Raw genomic sequence first — 15,056 nt, 5'->3', positions numbered from 1 at the left:
ATTATAATGGATCTTAATTCTAACTCTGTTGCGGATATTAAAAAAAATGCCGAGTTGGCGCTGAGCGTGGGTCAGAAGCTGATTAACCGTAGCTACCTTGCAGAATTGGGATCATATCCCGTTCAAGACTTTGTCACAAATGTCCCCTTGACTCCATCGAGTGACGTGCGAATATTCCGTATTGAACGTATTGTGCAGGATAACAAACAATCTGTACTAGAAAGTACAACCGCTGCTTATACTGCCTTGGGTGCGGCTGGTTTTACCGTTTTTTTGTTTCTGCATTCAGATGGGATTGAAACTCAGTTGTACATCGGTACCCGTGGTGACCCTGGTAAAGCGCTTGGACAAAGCGCAGGTGAATTGCTTGACGAAACATTCAGGGGACATTTTTCGGGCAGTTCTTTGTTACCTCTAGCTGCATCTGAAGTGAAATCTGTGCTTGAGGGCGTGAAAACAGCACAATTTAATCATTCATCCAGCATTACTGCTGTTACAGGAGTGCCAGCACTGTCAACAGAAAATCGTGAACATTTCATGCAGGGGCTTGAACGATTTATTGATGCAGCCGAACGTCGTATATACCAAGCAATTATTTTGGCCGAACCCGTATCACCCCAGAATCTAGATTTGATTCGCACTGGTTATGAGCAGATGGCGACACAACTTTCCCCACTAGTTAAACAGCAGTTAACTTTTGGTCAGCAAGAAAGTGACAGTATTGGCTTGAGTATTAGCCAGAGTCTCAGTGAGTCTTTTGGGGAAAGTTTGGGTTTGACTACTTCGCAAGGTACTTCGCACACTTTAGGAACTTCGACTACAAAAACAGAAGGAATGTCCGAGTCCATTAGTTCGCAAACGGGAATTTCGAAAGCAGCATCAATTTTGGGACCATCCGTAGGTGCCCTTATTGGCTTTTATTCCGGCGCTGGACCTTTTGGTGCAATGGCAGGTGCGCAAGTTGGTTCAGCCTTTGCGACAGCAATGGGCAAGCAAAAAACAACTGGAACAAACGCGTCCGAATCCTATGGTCATAACGAGAGTCATAGTACATCAGAAACGAGTTCTGTCTCAGAAACAAAATCTTCAACCTTCACTACCGGTACCACAGACAACCGTTCAATAAATGTTACTACCGGCAGCAATCGCCAGATAACCATCGAAAATTGCGAAAAAGGTATTGAACAGTTACTGATCAAGATAGATCAGCACTTGAAACGCATTGATGAGGCAAAGACCTACGGTGGATGGAATTCAGCTGCCTATTCCATCGGAGACAGCACGGCATCATCAGAAGCTTTGGCCAGTATTTTTTTGGGGCTGGTAAGGGGCAGTAATTCCTGTCACGAGGATTTTGCCCTGACAACCTGGAAATCAGCAAAAAAAGCAGAAGTTCTCAATTGGTTGGGTGAACTCAGTCATCCTATTCTTGTCCCCAGTTTCTCAAAGAGCTTACCAATTCTCACATTGACTCCAGCAAGCTTGGTAACAGGGAAGGAACTTTCCATTCAATTGAGTTTGCCACGCCGTTCAACCTCCACTGTATCAGTGCTAGAGACACAGGCTTTTGGACGTAAAGTGCAACGTCTGGATGGCAGCCAAAATAAGCTTGCTACCGATCGCAAGCTAACATTAGGTCAAATACGGCATTTATGGGAAGACCTTAAACAAACGATGGACCTGGATCTTGAACAGATCTCCGGACATGTTTTTGTAAGCGGTTCGACTGGGGCTGGCAAAAGCAATGCTATGTATGAAATGCTCGCCCAGATCAGTGATGCTGGTGTTCCATTCCTGGTTATTGAACCAGCAAAGGGCGAATACAAGCATGTATTTGGACATCGCCCGGACGTGCAGGTGTATGGTACTCATCCTGCGCACACCAGGCTCCTCAGAATTAACCCATTCCGCTTTCCGGCAGCAATCCACGTATTAGAACATGTCGATCGATTGATTGAAATTTTCAACGTTTGTTGGCCAATGTATGCGGCGATGCCCGCCATACTTAAGGAAGCCGTTTTGCAGGCTTATCTGCAATGCGGATGGGATTTGGAGCTTTCAACTAACCAATTTGATGAAAACATGTTTCCAAGTTTTAGTGACCTGCAGTTCACCTTAGAAAAGGTGATCACAGATTCTGCCTATTCCCAAGAGCTTAAGGGGAATTATGCAGGTTCATTGTTGATGCGAGTAGGCTCACTGACCAATGGCTTGAATGGAATGATTTTTTCGGTTAATGAGATTGACAACTCTTTGCTGTTTGATCGTGCTGCCATTGTTGATCTGAGTCGTGTGAGCTCTTCTGAAACTAAATCTTTAATCATGGGGATGTTGGTTATGCGTCTAAGCGAACACCGAATGGCTCAGGGTGGTATGAATCGGAAGCTACAACATGTGACAGTACTGGAAGAAGCACACAATATTCTTCGGCGCAGTGCAGTCGAGAGTGGTGCCGAGGGTTCAGGACTAATAGGAAAATCGGTCGAGATGTTAAGCAATGCCATCGCGGAAATGCGCACCTATGGTGAAGGCTTCCTCATTGTTGACCAGTCACCGCATGCCGTCGATGTTTCTGCTATCAGAAACACGAATACCAAGATTATAATGCGGTTACCAGATGAAATGGATCGTCGCCTAATAGGCAAATCTGCAGGATTGAGAGATGATCAACTTGATGAAATTTCTCGGTTACCTACGGGTGTAGCTATTGTTTATCAAAATGATTGGCTTGAACCGGTGTTGTGCAAGGTGAATAAATTCCAAAGCAGTCAGCTAACATACAAATATGCATCAGATTCAGAGAATAACGGTATTGATAGACGGCTTTTAAATCAACAGGTTTTGTGTTTACTGCTTGCAAAGCGCGTTAAAACCCCTCTAACTCCAGATATATTTTTTATAGAAAAATGTTTGTCTGATCTATCACTGAGAGCTCGGAACAAAATAGCCCTATATAAAACTATTTCGGCCTTTAAACGAGAAGATCTCCCCAGACTGAGCTGTGGAGAAACCTTTGGAGAATTGTCACAATTGGTTACCGAACTGCTTGACTGTCGGGCGAAGGTGCACACTGCAATAAAAAATGCCGAAAACTTTGCAGAATTATACCATAATTTAGACGTTATAATTTGTGATTCAGTGGCTGAATTAACTGCTGAGATGAATCTGTCTATTCAACAATGTCTTATGAAAGATTACAGTATGCAACATGGTGATGGGCTTAAAATTTATTCTGCGTGGAGTAGTTACGTAAAAAATCGGAGTGTCCAATGATGCTGGAAAAATTTTTAGTAGAGAATCCTGAATCAACGTATAAACTCGGTTTACTTGCTGATGCAATGCCCGACAAAGTTATGGACGTTACAGAACTTGATCGTCCTATTTCGTTCACCCAGGAAACGCGAAATGAAATGCCTCCATTAAGTGATGAAAGTAGAGGGAGGCTTGCAGAAAAAGGTTACCCGGAATCAGTTCTAGATTGCATAAACAGCGAAGCAGAAGCCAGTATTTATGAAGACGCCAACTTGGAGTCAACAACGATCAATGGTAAAGATGCTTTGATTCGTACGGATATAGATTATAATCAGAACGATCTATTTGGAAGCACGAACCTTGAAAGAATGAAGGAGGGTAAAGCACCATTGGATGTCAATAACAAACCAATAGAGCTTCATCATATAGGGCAGAAGCAAGATTCATCTTTGGCTGAATTAAAAATTAATGAGCATAGAGGGGTCGGTAACGATAATATCTTGCACAATAAATTGAAAGAAACTGAAATCAATAGAGAAGATTTTGGAAGGGAGCGAGCAGAGTATTGGAAAGCGCGCGCAGAAAAAATTCAAAGCAATAGTTGATTGGAGAGAGATTATGAAAAAACTTATGGAACTTGTTGTAAGTAAAGGGGCAAAAATTCAACCGGCTTCTTCTAAAGACGTTAATTCATTGGAAGAAAATCTGGGGTTTGTCTTGTCTGATGAATACAAAGACTTTTTATCTACTTTTGGTATCATTGTGTACAAATCTAACGAGGTTTATGGCTTAGGTGTACCTGATGACTATTACCTGAATGTAAAGAACAAGTATGATGATTTACGCCAAGATGCTGCGTATCCTAAGGGGGCAGTGCCATTGTTAGAAGTTGGAGATGGTCAATATTACTTATATGATAATAAAACATACACCATATTGCTTTGGGCTACGCCTCACGGTGGGATAGTTAGAACGATAGGCGAGGGATTAGAAGATTTTTTGATAAGAATTCTTTTTGGGAAGTCGAGTTATTAATATAATTAAATAACTTAACCTGGCGAGCTTGACGGTGTCCTGGGGTGATAGCGAACTACGTACCATGGATGTTCCTTTGGCGGGATCTGGTAAGGGTTATCGCTGTTTCGGGCGGGTAGTTTCTACCGGGCAGATTGAGCTGGTGGCTTCAGCCTCGCACGAGGCCTTGGATGCTGATGCTCAGACCCTGATACCCATCCCCATCAACCTGGATGCTTGAGGAAATTGATTGTGCCGATAGCCATTGAAACGAACTGGGGTTGCATCAAGAAATTGGGTCCATTATGGCCCTGATATTCCCCGACATCAGCGGCATGCAAGCCACATCGGCTGGACAGGATCGTGAATTGTCCGTCATTCGCGTTCTTGCCAGTGATCTGTCCGATGGCTATGCCGTGTACCATAACGTCCTATACTCCACCGTCCATGATGCAAAGCAGTTTTGCGGGGAGATTGACGTCATTGTCCTTTGCCCCCATGGCCATCTGATCTTGCTGGAAATCAAAGCCGGGAATGTGGAATTTTCACCCACGGGTATTCATAAGGACTATGCTGACCGTAAGCGTGATGTTCTTTCACAGATGCGTTTTCAGTATGGTGCTTTGCGCCAACGTTTGAAGGAAGAACGCCTACAGGTGCAGATGCTGCAATATTTGGTTTTACCGGATATGGAAGTAGAGCAGGGCACGGTGACCTATCCATTGGCCCACATCATTGATCGTCGCAGTATGCGATTTCTGGGTAAGATAATCCGCGATGGCAGCGAGAATCTGGGCAAAAACCATCCCAACCGCTTTGAGGCAATAAGCCATTTTTTGAGTAACACCTTCGCCTTGGCAACCGATCCCAGCACCCGTATCGGGGCTCTCAATCAGGCGGTGGTCCAGTTATCTGAAGGGCTGGCCACTTGGGCAGTACGAATTCATGCGCCCAGCGGTCGTTATTTGCTGCGGGCAACGGCGGGGTCAGGGAAAACTCAACTGGCACTGCGTTTGTTGGACAAGGCGTTAACCCAAGGTCAGGAAATGCTCTATGTCTGCTACAATCGGGCATTGGCCGATCATCTGCGCCGCTGCGCGCAAGTGCCAACCCATTGTGTCGTTACTTTTCATGAACTGGCTCTGGACGCGTTGCGCCGCCAATTTCCCGATCAAGCATCATTTGATTTCACCCTTCCGGATATTTTTCAGCGTGCAGAAGCTGCATTTTGTGCCAGCAATCAGCCGCCAAGACTGAATCTGCTGATCATTGATGAAGGGCAGGATTTTCGTCCGGAGTGGATACAGGCCCTTCTGCGTCAATGTGTCCCAGACGCTCAGGCCTATGTGTTGCACGACCCGGCACAAAATCTTTATGGTTCTGATAACGCGATAGATGCTTCTACAGAATGCTTATCGGATGCGGTAGAAATTACCTGCATGGAAAATTTCCGCAGCCCGCGTCGTATTGTTGAGGTGATCAATGCGCTGGATCTGGCGGGAACTGCCATCGACGCGCGTTGCCCCCATGCGGGCGAAATTCCTGGATTTCACCGTTGGGAAAATACGGACAGCAGCGGCATGGAAAAGCTGGATGAAATTGTTGCTCAGCTTATGACAGAAGACATCGAGCCCAAAGATATAGCATTACTCAGTTATGCGGGCCGGGCAAATTCCCTATTGCTCCAGCGCGAATCCATTGCCGGCATTCCTCTGCGATGTTTTACCGGGAAATTTGATGAAGATCGAGAACCAATCTGGTCAGAAGGATTATTGCTGGCAGAAACGATCTACCGCTTAAAAGGACAAGCAGCTCCGGTCATCGTGCTTTGCGAAGTAGATTTTGAACGCTTGGATGCCCAAAGCAAAAATCGCCTGTTTGTGGGTATGACCCGCGCGCAGTGGCGATTGGAGATTGTCTTGAGTGCCAGGGCTGAAAATGCTTTGATGGCCGCACTTACTGAATCTGACGTGGGGTAAACGCCAGTTGATGATGATTTCATAGGTTAGTTTTTTTAAAATGCGGGACCATCATGCTTTCACATATTTGCCATAGTCGCAAAATCTGCCCACATCTGCATTAACTTCCGCCGCAGCTCAAATAGATCTGAACGTTGGTATGCAGCCTCGACCTTATTCGGATTGGTGTGGGCAAGTGCTTGCTCCAATACTGCAGCAGGAAAATTGGTCTGCTCGGCACCCCAGTCTCGAAAAGAACTGCGAAACCCATGTACCGTCACATCAGTGATTACGCTGTGAAGTGTTTTGTTCACGGCCACATCCGATAACAATCCGCCACGGGCGCCGGGAAAGACTTTGGGATTATTCCGCATCCTCCATTCTTGCATATTGGTTAAAATCTTCATGGCTGCATCAGAAAGGGGAACTCGGTGAGGTTTTGCGGCTTTCATGCGAGCACTGGGTATCGTCCAAACTCTTGCATCTAGATCAACCTCATCCCATGTGGCGCCGCGTGACTCCCCAGAACGGGCGGCCGTCAGGATTGTAAACTGCAAACAATAGGCCGATACATGCGATTTTTCACGCAATGCTGCCATGATTCGGGGAATGTCGGTGTAGGCTGAAGCAGCGTGATGTTTGCGTTTACTCACTTTGCCCGGTTCTGGCAACACTTTGTTCAGTATCCCTTTCCATCGTGCTGGATTACGGGTGCCATCACATAGATCGTGCACGGCGGCATAATCCAAAACTGCCTCAATTCTCTGACGTACTCTGGTTGCTGTTTCTGTTTTGGTGGTCCAGATAGGGAGCAAGATTGACTTTACATCGGCCAGAGTCACCTCTGCAGGAGCTTTAGTCCCGATAACAGGAAAGGCATAGTCACGCAGAGTGTTAATCCATTGTTGTGCATGTTTGACGTTTTTCCAGCCGGACCGCTTGGCTTCGAGCAAATCTTGTGCGCATTGCTCAAAAGTCATGGATATCGTCTCAGTGGGATCATTAACATGCAGTAATTCACCAGGATCACGGCCGTCCGCTTGGGTTTTGCGCATAGCTTCTGCCAGGACACGAACCTCTTTTAATTTGCGAATGGAAGTAGGTCCCAGACCAATCTCTCGTACTCGCCCTTTGTCTTTGTAGCGAAAGACCCACGCGCGACTGCCGCCTTTTACACGCAGATAAAGATTGCCACCGTCGCTGTGAAATCCTTCGGGCAGGGTGTCTACCTGCCGTACGATGAGTTTTCCAATGGTCGTCGCCATCGTGCGATCCTCCGAAAAAGTGATACTCCGCCAAACTTTTCTATCTTACCGTTTATCTTACCCGATGACATGGCTCATGGCGAATACCGCTGGACTTCGTTGGACTGTTGTGTTTATAACTAGATGAATAATTTATTTATAATGGAAACACCTGAACGCTGGTGGACAATGGTTTGTATTTCACCGCCTCCGCCACTATATGAATAGTAAAACTTGTTTAGCAGTTCTCCCGTAAAGCTTTTTCAATGTCTTTACGTAATCTGTCGGGTTTCTTGCTTGAAGCATAGCGAGCAATGGGTTGTCCGTTTCGGTTCAACAGAAATTTTGTAAAATTCCAGCGCACTTTGCGACCCCAAAATCCCGGGAGACTTTTGGTTAGCCATTGGTAGAGGGGATGGGCATTCGGTCCATTGACATCTATTTTCTCGAACAACGGAAAATGGATGTCAAAATGTTGAGAGCAGAATAGTTGAATGGTTTGGTTGTCACCCGGTTCCTGATGCCCGAACTGATTGCATGGGAAACCTAAAATCGTGAATCCTTGAGAAGCGTAGGTTGTGTATAATTCATTGAGTCCGGCATATTGCGGAGTGAATCCGCACGCGCTGGCTGTATTGACGATCAAGACCACCTGCCCCTGAAAGTAGTTAAAACTTATTTGTTCTCCGGTAATGCTGCGGGCCTGCATATTATAAAATGGGCTCATTTCAGCGCGGTCCTCCTCAAATTATGCTAGTGCTCAAGTTTTAACATTTTATTACATCGGTTCAATGCTACCCTCAAGGAATTTTTCAAGGGTTTCCGGTCCCTGCTTGTCTTTAAAAATAAAGGCAAAACCCAAAAGAGCAAAGCCTTTGTCGTTGGTGGTCATGTTGTCAGTATTCGTTAGATTTTGTGTCACCAGTGCAGAGCGACGTAGTTCTGCCTGGCTTTTCCAACTGCTGTGATCAGATTTGAGCAGAATGATTTCTCCCTGTTCATGCATAGTTATATTCAGTTTGCCATCATCATAGGCGGCCATATGCATTCCACCCAGAAAACCACCATAACTGACATCCATGACCTGTCCATATATGGGTTCATCGTGTTGTGGGTTACTCCAGTAAGCAGTCATATTAACCGTTAGGCTGAAACGTTCATGTTTTCTGGTATTTCGAAGCCATAACTGTTTTGGATAGTCGATATGCATTCCTGAGGCGTCGATCGCCCTGATGGTAGAGAGGAACCCCAGGGACTGGTCAGCGCCGTAGTACACACAGAGCACTTTTTCCCCGATTTGGCCGAGGAGACTCAAGGGGTTGTCTGTATTTATCTGAATAGAGGTGGCCGCCATTTTGGTAATGGCAATTTGCTGGGTGAGGGCAGTTTGTTCGCGAAACAGGGTCAGATATTTATTTTGTAGGCGCAGTTCAATCAGCAATTCCGGAATGTCTTCAGAGTCTACGGTGTTCCAGGAAAGAAACAACTCTTGCGCGTGTTCGTAAAGAGGTTTGTTAATCATGGCAGACGCTCTAGTTGGGTATGTGTAAGCATATCATGGTTAGCCATATCCGTTAATCAAATAATCACTGTTTAATTATATTAAATATTAATAATATTACTTTTATCATTTTTTAATAAGATGGGTGATCTCATAGATTTTTTATAGTTGTTCTACAGTGGGTAGTAATGTATATATCGCATAACACTATCCAATATAAATCAGGGTTGAGGGGGTAAAAAGTATGTATAACCATGCAACCTAATGAATATGGTAATTAATTTTGAATAGTGGTTTAGTACCTTTTTCTAATAAATACCTCATTGAAGGAGAGGTGAATATGTTGAAGAAAGCAAAGCTAAGTCATTTGCGTTATTTGGCGATTGTTCCGTTACTGCTGTTATTGAATGGCTGTGCAAAACATTCCGTCTGGTGGATTTTTAATCCCCAAGGGGTCGGCGCGAAAGCCAGTTATGATTACATGATGATTGATGTGGCCGTCATGCTGGCGATTGTTGGTATTACGGCCATTTTGATTGTCTGGTTCATGTGGAAGTACAAAAAAGGCAAGAATCGTGGCACCTATGATGGGAAATGGGAGCATTCCAGAAAGCTGGAGGTAGCATTCTGGGGTATCCCGATCGCCGCCGTGGCTTTTCTTTCCTGGGCCGTAGCCATACATGGCAGTTTCGCGGTCAATCCCTACAATCCTACCATCATTACTAAGCACATGAAGCCGAAAGGCGATCCCATACGGGTCGATGTCATTGCGACTGATTGGCAATGGCTGTTTATCTACCCCCAGTTTCACAACATGGCCGTCGCTAATGAATTGGTCGTGCCCGCCCATACTCCCGTGTTTTTCAAGTTGACCTCTACGGCGGTCACTACAGACTTCTTTGTACCACAATTGCTGGGCATGATTGATGTGATGCCGGGCATGCGGACTAAAGATGCTTTAGAAAGCAACAATATCGGTACTTATCAAGGTATTGCTGCAGACTATTGCGGGGCAGGGACTTCGTGGATGCTCTTCAAAACCAAAGTGGTCAGTATGGCTGATTTCAAACAATGGGCTGACGGTGTTGAAAATAGCCCGAATACCATGGATTACGCAGAGTTCAACCATTTTGCTGAACCCTATATCAATGTGAAGGATAAAACCCCGGTTTATGGGCATGTTGAGCATGGTCTTTTTAATCATCTGCTTCTGGAGGTTATGGATGGAAAAAAATGGCCTTTACCCATGTTTATGACTGAAAATATGTTTCACTACTTAAAACTGCAAGCCGCAGAACATCGCGCCTGATAACAACAGACTCGCAATGGAGAACCGTTATGCTGGTTAACGTACCTGGACCTTGGAGTCCTTTGCTGGGACGTCTCGCCTTGTCCGAGATCCCTTACACCAATCCCATTCTTGCGCCGCTTTTTGTGGTGATCGTTCTCGCCGGAATAGCGCTGGTGGCAGCTATCACTTATTACGGAAAATGGGGTTATCTCTGGAAAGAATGGTTTACCACGGTAGATCACAAGAAGTTGGGTGTCATGTATATCATCCTTGGTCTGGTTATGCTTTTTCGAGGATTTATCGATGGCCTGATGATGCGTACCCAACAAATGCTGGCCGTGGGGCCTGGTGATAATGGTATGAAAGCCATGGGGGCCATTCATGGCTATCTGACCCCCTTTCATTTTGGTCAAATATACAGTGCGCATGGGTTAATCATGATTTTGCTGGCGGCTACGCCGCTACTGGTAGGCATCATGAATATTATTGTCCCATTGCAAATTGGTGCCCGGGATATGGCTTATCCCTATCTGAATGCTCTGGGTTTATGGATTACTGCCGCCGCTGTGTTTCTGATCATGATTTCTCTATTTGTAGGAGATTTTTCGCACAATGGCTGGTTTGGTTATGCACCGATTTTTGAAATGGCTTATAGCCCAGGCGTGGGAGTAGATTACTGGATATGGACACTGGAACTGGTGGCCTTGGGTACTACACTCGGTAGTATTAATTTTCTGGCTACAGTGGTCAAAATGCGGGCACCTGGAATGACCTGGAGTCGTCTGCCAATTTTTACCTGGTCAGCCGTCTCGGCCAATATTATTGCCTTAACTTCCTTTCCCTGTTTACAAGTGGCATTGGCCCTTGTGGGTGCGGATCGCTATCTGGGTACACACTTTTTTACTGCCGGATTTGGCGGTAACTTGATGCTTTATACCAATTTATTCTGGCTCTGGGGTCATCCCGAAGTGTATTTCGTCATTCTTCCGGCTTTTGGCATGATTTCGGAAATTATTCCTGCTTTTTCCGAAAAGCCGATTTTCGGTTATACGGCCATGGTATTAGCTACTTTTGCCATTGCTGGCGTCTCTTGGATTGTCTGGCTGCATCACTTCTTTACCATGGGTATGGGTCCTTATGTCAGTACGGAGTTTAGTATTGCGACCATGCTGGTGGGTATTCCCACAGGTGTGAAAGTCTTCAATTGGGCAGCTACCATGTACAAGGGAAGACTCACCTTCAGTGCAGCCATGCTCTGGGCCATCGGGGCTTTGTTCCTGCTGTTGATTGGTGGTCTGACTGGAATGATGTTGTCTATTCCAGCGGTTAACTATATGGTGCACAACAGTGTATTTGTGGTGGCGCATTTTCATATGATGCTGCTTTGTATTGTCTATGCGGTATTCGGTGCCGTCATTTTCTGGTTCCCCAAGGTGTTTGGTTTCAAGCTGAATGAAGCCTGGGGGAAAATCATGTTCTGGTTATTTAGTGCTGGAACATTCCTGGTCTTTTTCCCGATGTTCATGCTGGGCTTTATGGGCGAAACGCGGCGCTTGGATTGGCCCTTTGATCCGCATTGGGCCGTATGGTTTGATGTTCAAGAAATCGGCATCGTCGTTTATGTACTGTCGGTACTGGCTTTTCTTTGGATGATTTATGTCAGCATTCGGGATCGGGCGCATCATCGTGTGGGTGCAGATGCCTGGGGTACTTCCCGGAGTCTGGAATGGCTGACCGATTCACCTGTGCCTTTTTATAATTACGCTATGGTTCCTCATATCAATGCCCGGGATGAAGCGGCCTGGCGTCGGGAACACGGCCTTTCAGAAAGTCGGCCAGATCATTTTGCTGACATACATATGCCCAATAACACAGGCGTAGCCGTTTATATTGGTGCATTAACTTTTGTCATAGGTTTTGGGCTGACCTGGCGAATCTGGTGGTTGACGGTTGCGGCGCTGGTTTTAACGGTGCTGATCATGATTTATCGTTCCGGTAAAGGTGATCCGGGTTACGTTATTTCTGCAGAAGAGATGGAGAAGCTGGATCGGGAATCCCGGCAGAATATGTCGGATGGTCAACAGCATCTCCCCAAAGGGGGTGGTTATACCGGAGGAACAGTAACGGCTTATTCCACCGCAGCAAGTGATCAAAGACCTCAGGGTACTCCGCCTGGAAATTCCCGACCGTTATCTTAATTCCGCCGGATAGCGTGGCGGGCTGAGTGCTGCCACGTATTTGCCCAGCATTTTAATGAAGGAGTTGGATATGAGTTCTTCTCATGATAAGCCCGTAGATCCCAATCAGGTGGTTTTGTGGTCGGATGATTACGAAGGGCATGATGTGATTTCCACCCGAACCTTCGGGTTCTGGATGTATATATTAAGTGACGGAATGTTGTTTGCGACACTTTTCGCAGCTTATGGTGTGCTCAGTTATTCTCATAGTTATTATACCGGCCCGACACCGGCACAATTTGTTGCTCCCTGGTACACCTTTATTCAGACCATGGCCTTATTTTTGAGTGTGCTGGCTTACGGGTTTTCCATGGCTTCACTTAAAACCGGCAGTAAGGCTGGCGTTATCAATGGAATAATTGCCTCCATGGTTTTGGGTATCTTATTTGTTGGTCTGGATATTCATGATGTGTTGCGCATGATCAGTATCGGCGTAACGCCGGAAGTCAGCGGCGGACTTTCGGCCTTTTACGCGTTGACTCAGGTCCACGCTGCTCACATTTTTGTGGGCCTGATCTGGATGCTGGTGATGTTGTATCAAATCTTGAGAAAAGGCTTTACGGAAGATGTGGTTGGACGTCTGATCAGTTTGCGCATGTTCTGGCAGTTTCAGGCGGTCATGTGGGTCTTTATTTATGTGTTCGTTTATTTGTGGGGGTATATGTCATGAGTCATGGTCATAGCAATCCAATTGAACATCCGGAAGTACAGATGGCGAGTCGTGGGAGTTATTTGACAGGTTTTATTATTGCATCTTTATTGATGCTGGCTGCTACCATTCTGGTCAGTGGGCAGGTAATGGCACCTTTCCCCCTGTTGCTGACCATTATGGGTTGTGCGGGTCTGGCGGCCATCGCCCAGATTTATTTCCTGCTGCATATCGATATTTCTGAACACAACATCTGGAATACGGTGGCTCTGGTGATGTTCATTCCCTTGTTTGTCATTACGATCGGGCTGACCTGGTGGATGTTCTCCCAGCTGTATCTGCGCACCATGCCGATGATTCCGGGTATGCCGGGTATGCACTAAAGGGTGAACCAAATGGGTGAGAAAATCATGAGACAGGCTGCCGAGTTAGGTGGGACAGGCGGAGATGGACAGCTTCCCCACGCCATAGAAGGGGAGATGACGCCGGTAGTGCGTTGGATTGGCCGGATCATCACGGCTGGTTTGCTGCTGGCGGTGGCGGCAGGTCTGTGGCAGGGCTTCAGCAGTCACGGACTGCTGAATGGTCTGGTCAACGGCCTCAAGGCCAGTGAAGTCGGCTTTGCCATTGTCCTGATTCTGCTTGGCAGCATCGTCGAAGGCTTCGGTTATGGCCTGTCTCTGGGGACCAAGTGGCCCTACACCCGCAATATTGTGGTGCTGATGGTCCGGGGTGACCCGGAAGCCGCCCATCGGGTCGTCGCCACCCTGGTCGGACTGGTTGCCTTGGCACTGGTCATTCTCGCCCCCACCGTCACCACCATCAGTGGTCTGATTCTGATTGTCGTGACCGCCCTGTTTGGCATGGGCACCCTCTACGTGCTCGCCGGTCGGGCCCCGGCTTTTGTGCACGGCACCCATGGCCTGCTGGCCTATGGCGTGTTCCTGATTTACCTCACCGGGCTGGCCTATCCCGGTCTCAATTTCTGGACCTATCTCGGGGCCATGGGCGCGCTCCATGCCCTGCTGCTCGCCGTCTTTCTGGGGGGCATGACCACCGGACAACGCGGCTTCGGCACCGCGATCGGCGCCTTTGTACAACCCAAAAAAGCCTCGCAGTGGACCATTGCCGCCCACATCACGGCAGGCCTGCTTCTGGTCGCCACCCTGGGCTACATGATGCCCGCCTACCCGATCGCCTTCTATCTGGCCGTCGGCCAATTCGCGGTTGGATTTTTACTTTTTCACGCCGTCAGCCTCAAACCCAAAGACCCTGGCATCATGGTCGCCTTTCACCAGAGCATGGTACTGCTCATGGCCCTGGCCATTGTCCTGGTCTGGCGCTGAGACACGGCCACAGGAACCCGCATGAAAAGTCACATAATCACCGCTACCCCCACCGACGCCGACGGCATTCTGCCGACGGCAGGTGCAGAAGTCGCCCGCCCCCAGAATTTTCGCCCCGGCCTCTTTCTCCATGACCTCTGGGTCCTGGCCAAAGCCCGGGTCGTCTCCCTGCTGGTATTCACCGCCGCCGTCGGCGAAATTCTCGCCCCCAACGCCCTGATCCACTGGCAGTCTGCCCTGGCCGGACTGCTCGGCATTGCCCTGGCCGGTGGAGCGGGCGGGGTGCTCAACCAGATCGTCGAACCGGATCTCGACCAGCACATGCGCCGCACCCTGCACCGGCCGCTGGCCGAAGGTCGTATCAGCCGCCGGGGTGCCATCGTCTACGCGGCTCTGCTCATGACCGCAGCCATTGCCATTCTCGCCTGGGGCACCAACCCCCTGACCCTGATTCTGACCCTGGCGGGCACCGTAGGCTACGGCGTGGTCTACACCCTCTACCTCAAACCCAGCACCCCCTGGAACATTGTCTGGGGTGGACTGGCAGGTGCCCTGCCGCCCCTG

At 47.6% G+C, this 15,056-nt stretch carries 14 protein-coding genes; 11 read left to right on the top strand and 3 right to left on the bottom strand.

From position 1 onward, the window contains the following. The first annotated feature begins 6 nt into the window (after positions 1–6). From HJG40_RS02445 to HJG40_RS02425, 5 genes are read left to right on the top strand one after another with little or no spacing between them, the layout of a single operon-like run. Entirely contained in the window at positions 7–3,273 is a 3,267-nt protein-coding gene (locus HJG40_RS02445) for an ATP-binding protein (protein WP_215862730.1), read from the top strand. Further along, positions 3,270–3,857, top strand: coding sequence for an HNH/ENDO VII family nuclease (locus tag HJG40_RS02440; RefSeq protein ID WP_215862729.1), 588 nt, complete (start codon positions 3,270–3,272; stop codon positions 3,855–3,857). Before HJG40_RS02445 ends, HJG40_RS02440 begins: the two co-directional genes overlap by 4 nt. Before the next feature lie 13 nt (positions 3,858–3,870). After that, entirely contained in the window at positions 3,871–4,287 is a 417-nt protein-coding gene (locus tag HJG40_RS02435) for an SMI1/KNR4 family protein (protein ID WP_215862728.1), read from the top strand. 34 nt (positions 4,288–4,321) lie between these two features. Further along, complete coding sequence (locus tag HJG40_RS02430) at positions 4,322–4,507, top strand: hypothetical protein (protein WP_215862727.1); 186 nt, start codon at positions 4,322–4,324, stop codon at positions 4,505–4,507. Positions 4,508–4,547: 40 nt separating this feature from the next. Next, positions 4,548–6,245, top strand: a complete 1,698-nt coding sequence (locus tag HJG40_RS02425; RefSeq protein ID WP_215862726.1) for a nuclease-related domain-containing DEAD/DEAH box helicase — start codon at positions 4,548–4,550, stop codon at positions 6,243–6,245. A 59-nt stretch (positions 6,246–6,304) separates the two neighbouring features. Here the strand turns inward: HJG40_RS02425 and HJG40_RS02420 are convergent, their stop codons facing one another. The 3 genes from HJG40_RS02420 to HJG40_RS02410 all read right to left on the bottom strand — a co-directional run bounded on the left by HJG40_RS02420 (position 6,305) and on the right by HJG40_RS02410 (position 8,990). Further along, entirely contained in the window at positions 6,305–7,489 is a 1,185-nt protein-coding gene (locus HJG40_RS02420) for a tyrosine-type recombinase/integrase (protein WP_215862725.1), read from the bottom strand. 217 nt (positions 7,490–7,706) lie between these two features. Then, positions 7,707–8,195, bottom strand: a complete 489-nt coding sequence (locus HJG40_RS02415; RefSeq protein WP_215862724.1) for a glutathione peroxidase — start codon at positions 8,193–8,195, stop codon at positions 7,707–7,709. Between the two features lie 51 nt (positions 8,196–8,246). Continuing rightward, entirely contained in the window at positions 8,247–8,990 is a 744-nt protein-coding gene (locus HJG40_RS02410) for a hypothetical protein (protein WP_215862723.1), read from the bottom strand. 319 nt (positions 8,991–9,309) lie between these two features. Here HJG40_RS02410 and HJG40_RS02405 point away from each other — a divergent pair, with 319 nt between their 5' ends. The 6 genes from HJG40_RS02405 to HJG40_RS02380 form a co-directional block, all read left to right on the top strand. After that, positions 9,310–10,278, top strand: coding sequence for a ubiquinol oxidase subunit II (locus HJG40_RS02405; protein ID WP_215862722.1), 969 nt, complete (start codon positions 9,310–9,312; stop codon positions 10,276–10,278). Between the two features lie 29 nt (positions 10,279–10,307). Beyond that, positions 10,308–12,458 (top strand): cbb3-type cytochrome c oxidase subunit I, encoded by a 2,151-nt coding sequence (locus HJG40_RS02400; protein ID WP_215862721.1) that lies wholly within the window; start codon positions 10,308–10,310, stop codon positions 12,456–12,458. 70 nt (positions 12,459–12,528) lie between these two features. Next, positions 12,529–13,167 (top strand): cytochrome c oxidase subunit 3, encoded by a 639-nt coding sequence (locus tag HJG40_RS02395; RefSeq protein WP_215862720.1) that lies wholly within the window; start codon positions 12,529–12,531, stop codon positions 13,165–13,167. After that, a complete protein-coding gene (locus HJG40_RS02390) occupies positions 13,164–13,529 on the top strand; it encodes a cytochrome o ubiquinol oxidase subunit IV (RefSeq protein WP_215862719.1) in 366 nt (121 codons plus the stop codon). The genes HJG40_RS02395 and HJG40_RS02390 overlap by 4 nt, the downstream gene beginning before the upstream one ends. Positions 13,530–13,556: 27 nt before the next feature. Beyond that, positions 13,557–14,492, top strand: coding sequence for a cytochrome C oxidase assembly protein (locus HJG40_RS02385; protein ID WP_215862780.1), 936 nt, complete (start codon positions 13,557–13,559; stop codon positions 14,490–14,492). Positions 14,493–14,513: 21 nt separating this feature from the next. Next, a partial coding sequence (locus HJG40_RS02380; RefSeq protein ID WP_215862718.1) for a protoheme IX farnesyltransferase occupies positions 14,514–15,056 on the top strand: 543 nt, incomplete at its 3' end.

This window comes from Acidithiobacillus concretivorus, from assembly GCF_018853445.1.
GTDB classification, from domain to species: Bacteria; Pseudomonadota; Gammaproteobacteria; order Acidithiobacillales; family Acidithiobacillaceae; genus Acidithiobacillus; species Acidithiobacillus concretivorus.
This window is presented reverse-complemented; position numbering and strand designations above follow the sequence as displayed.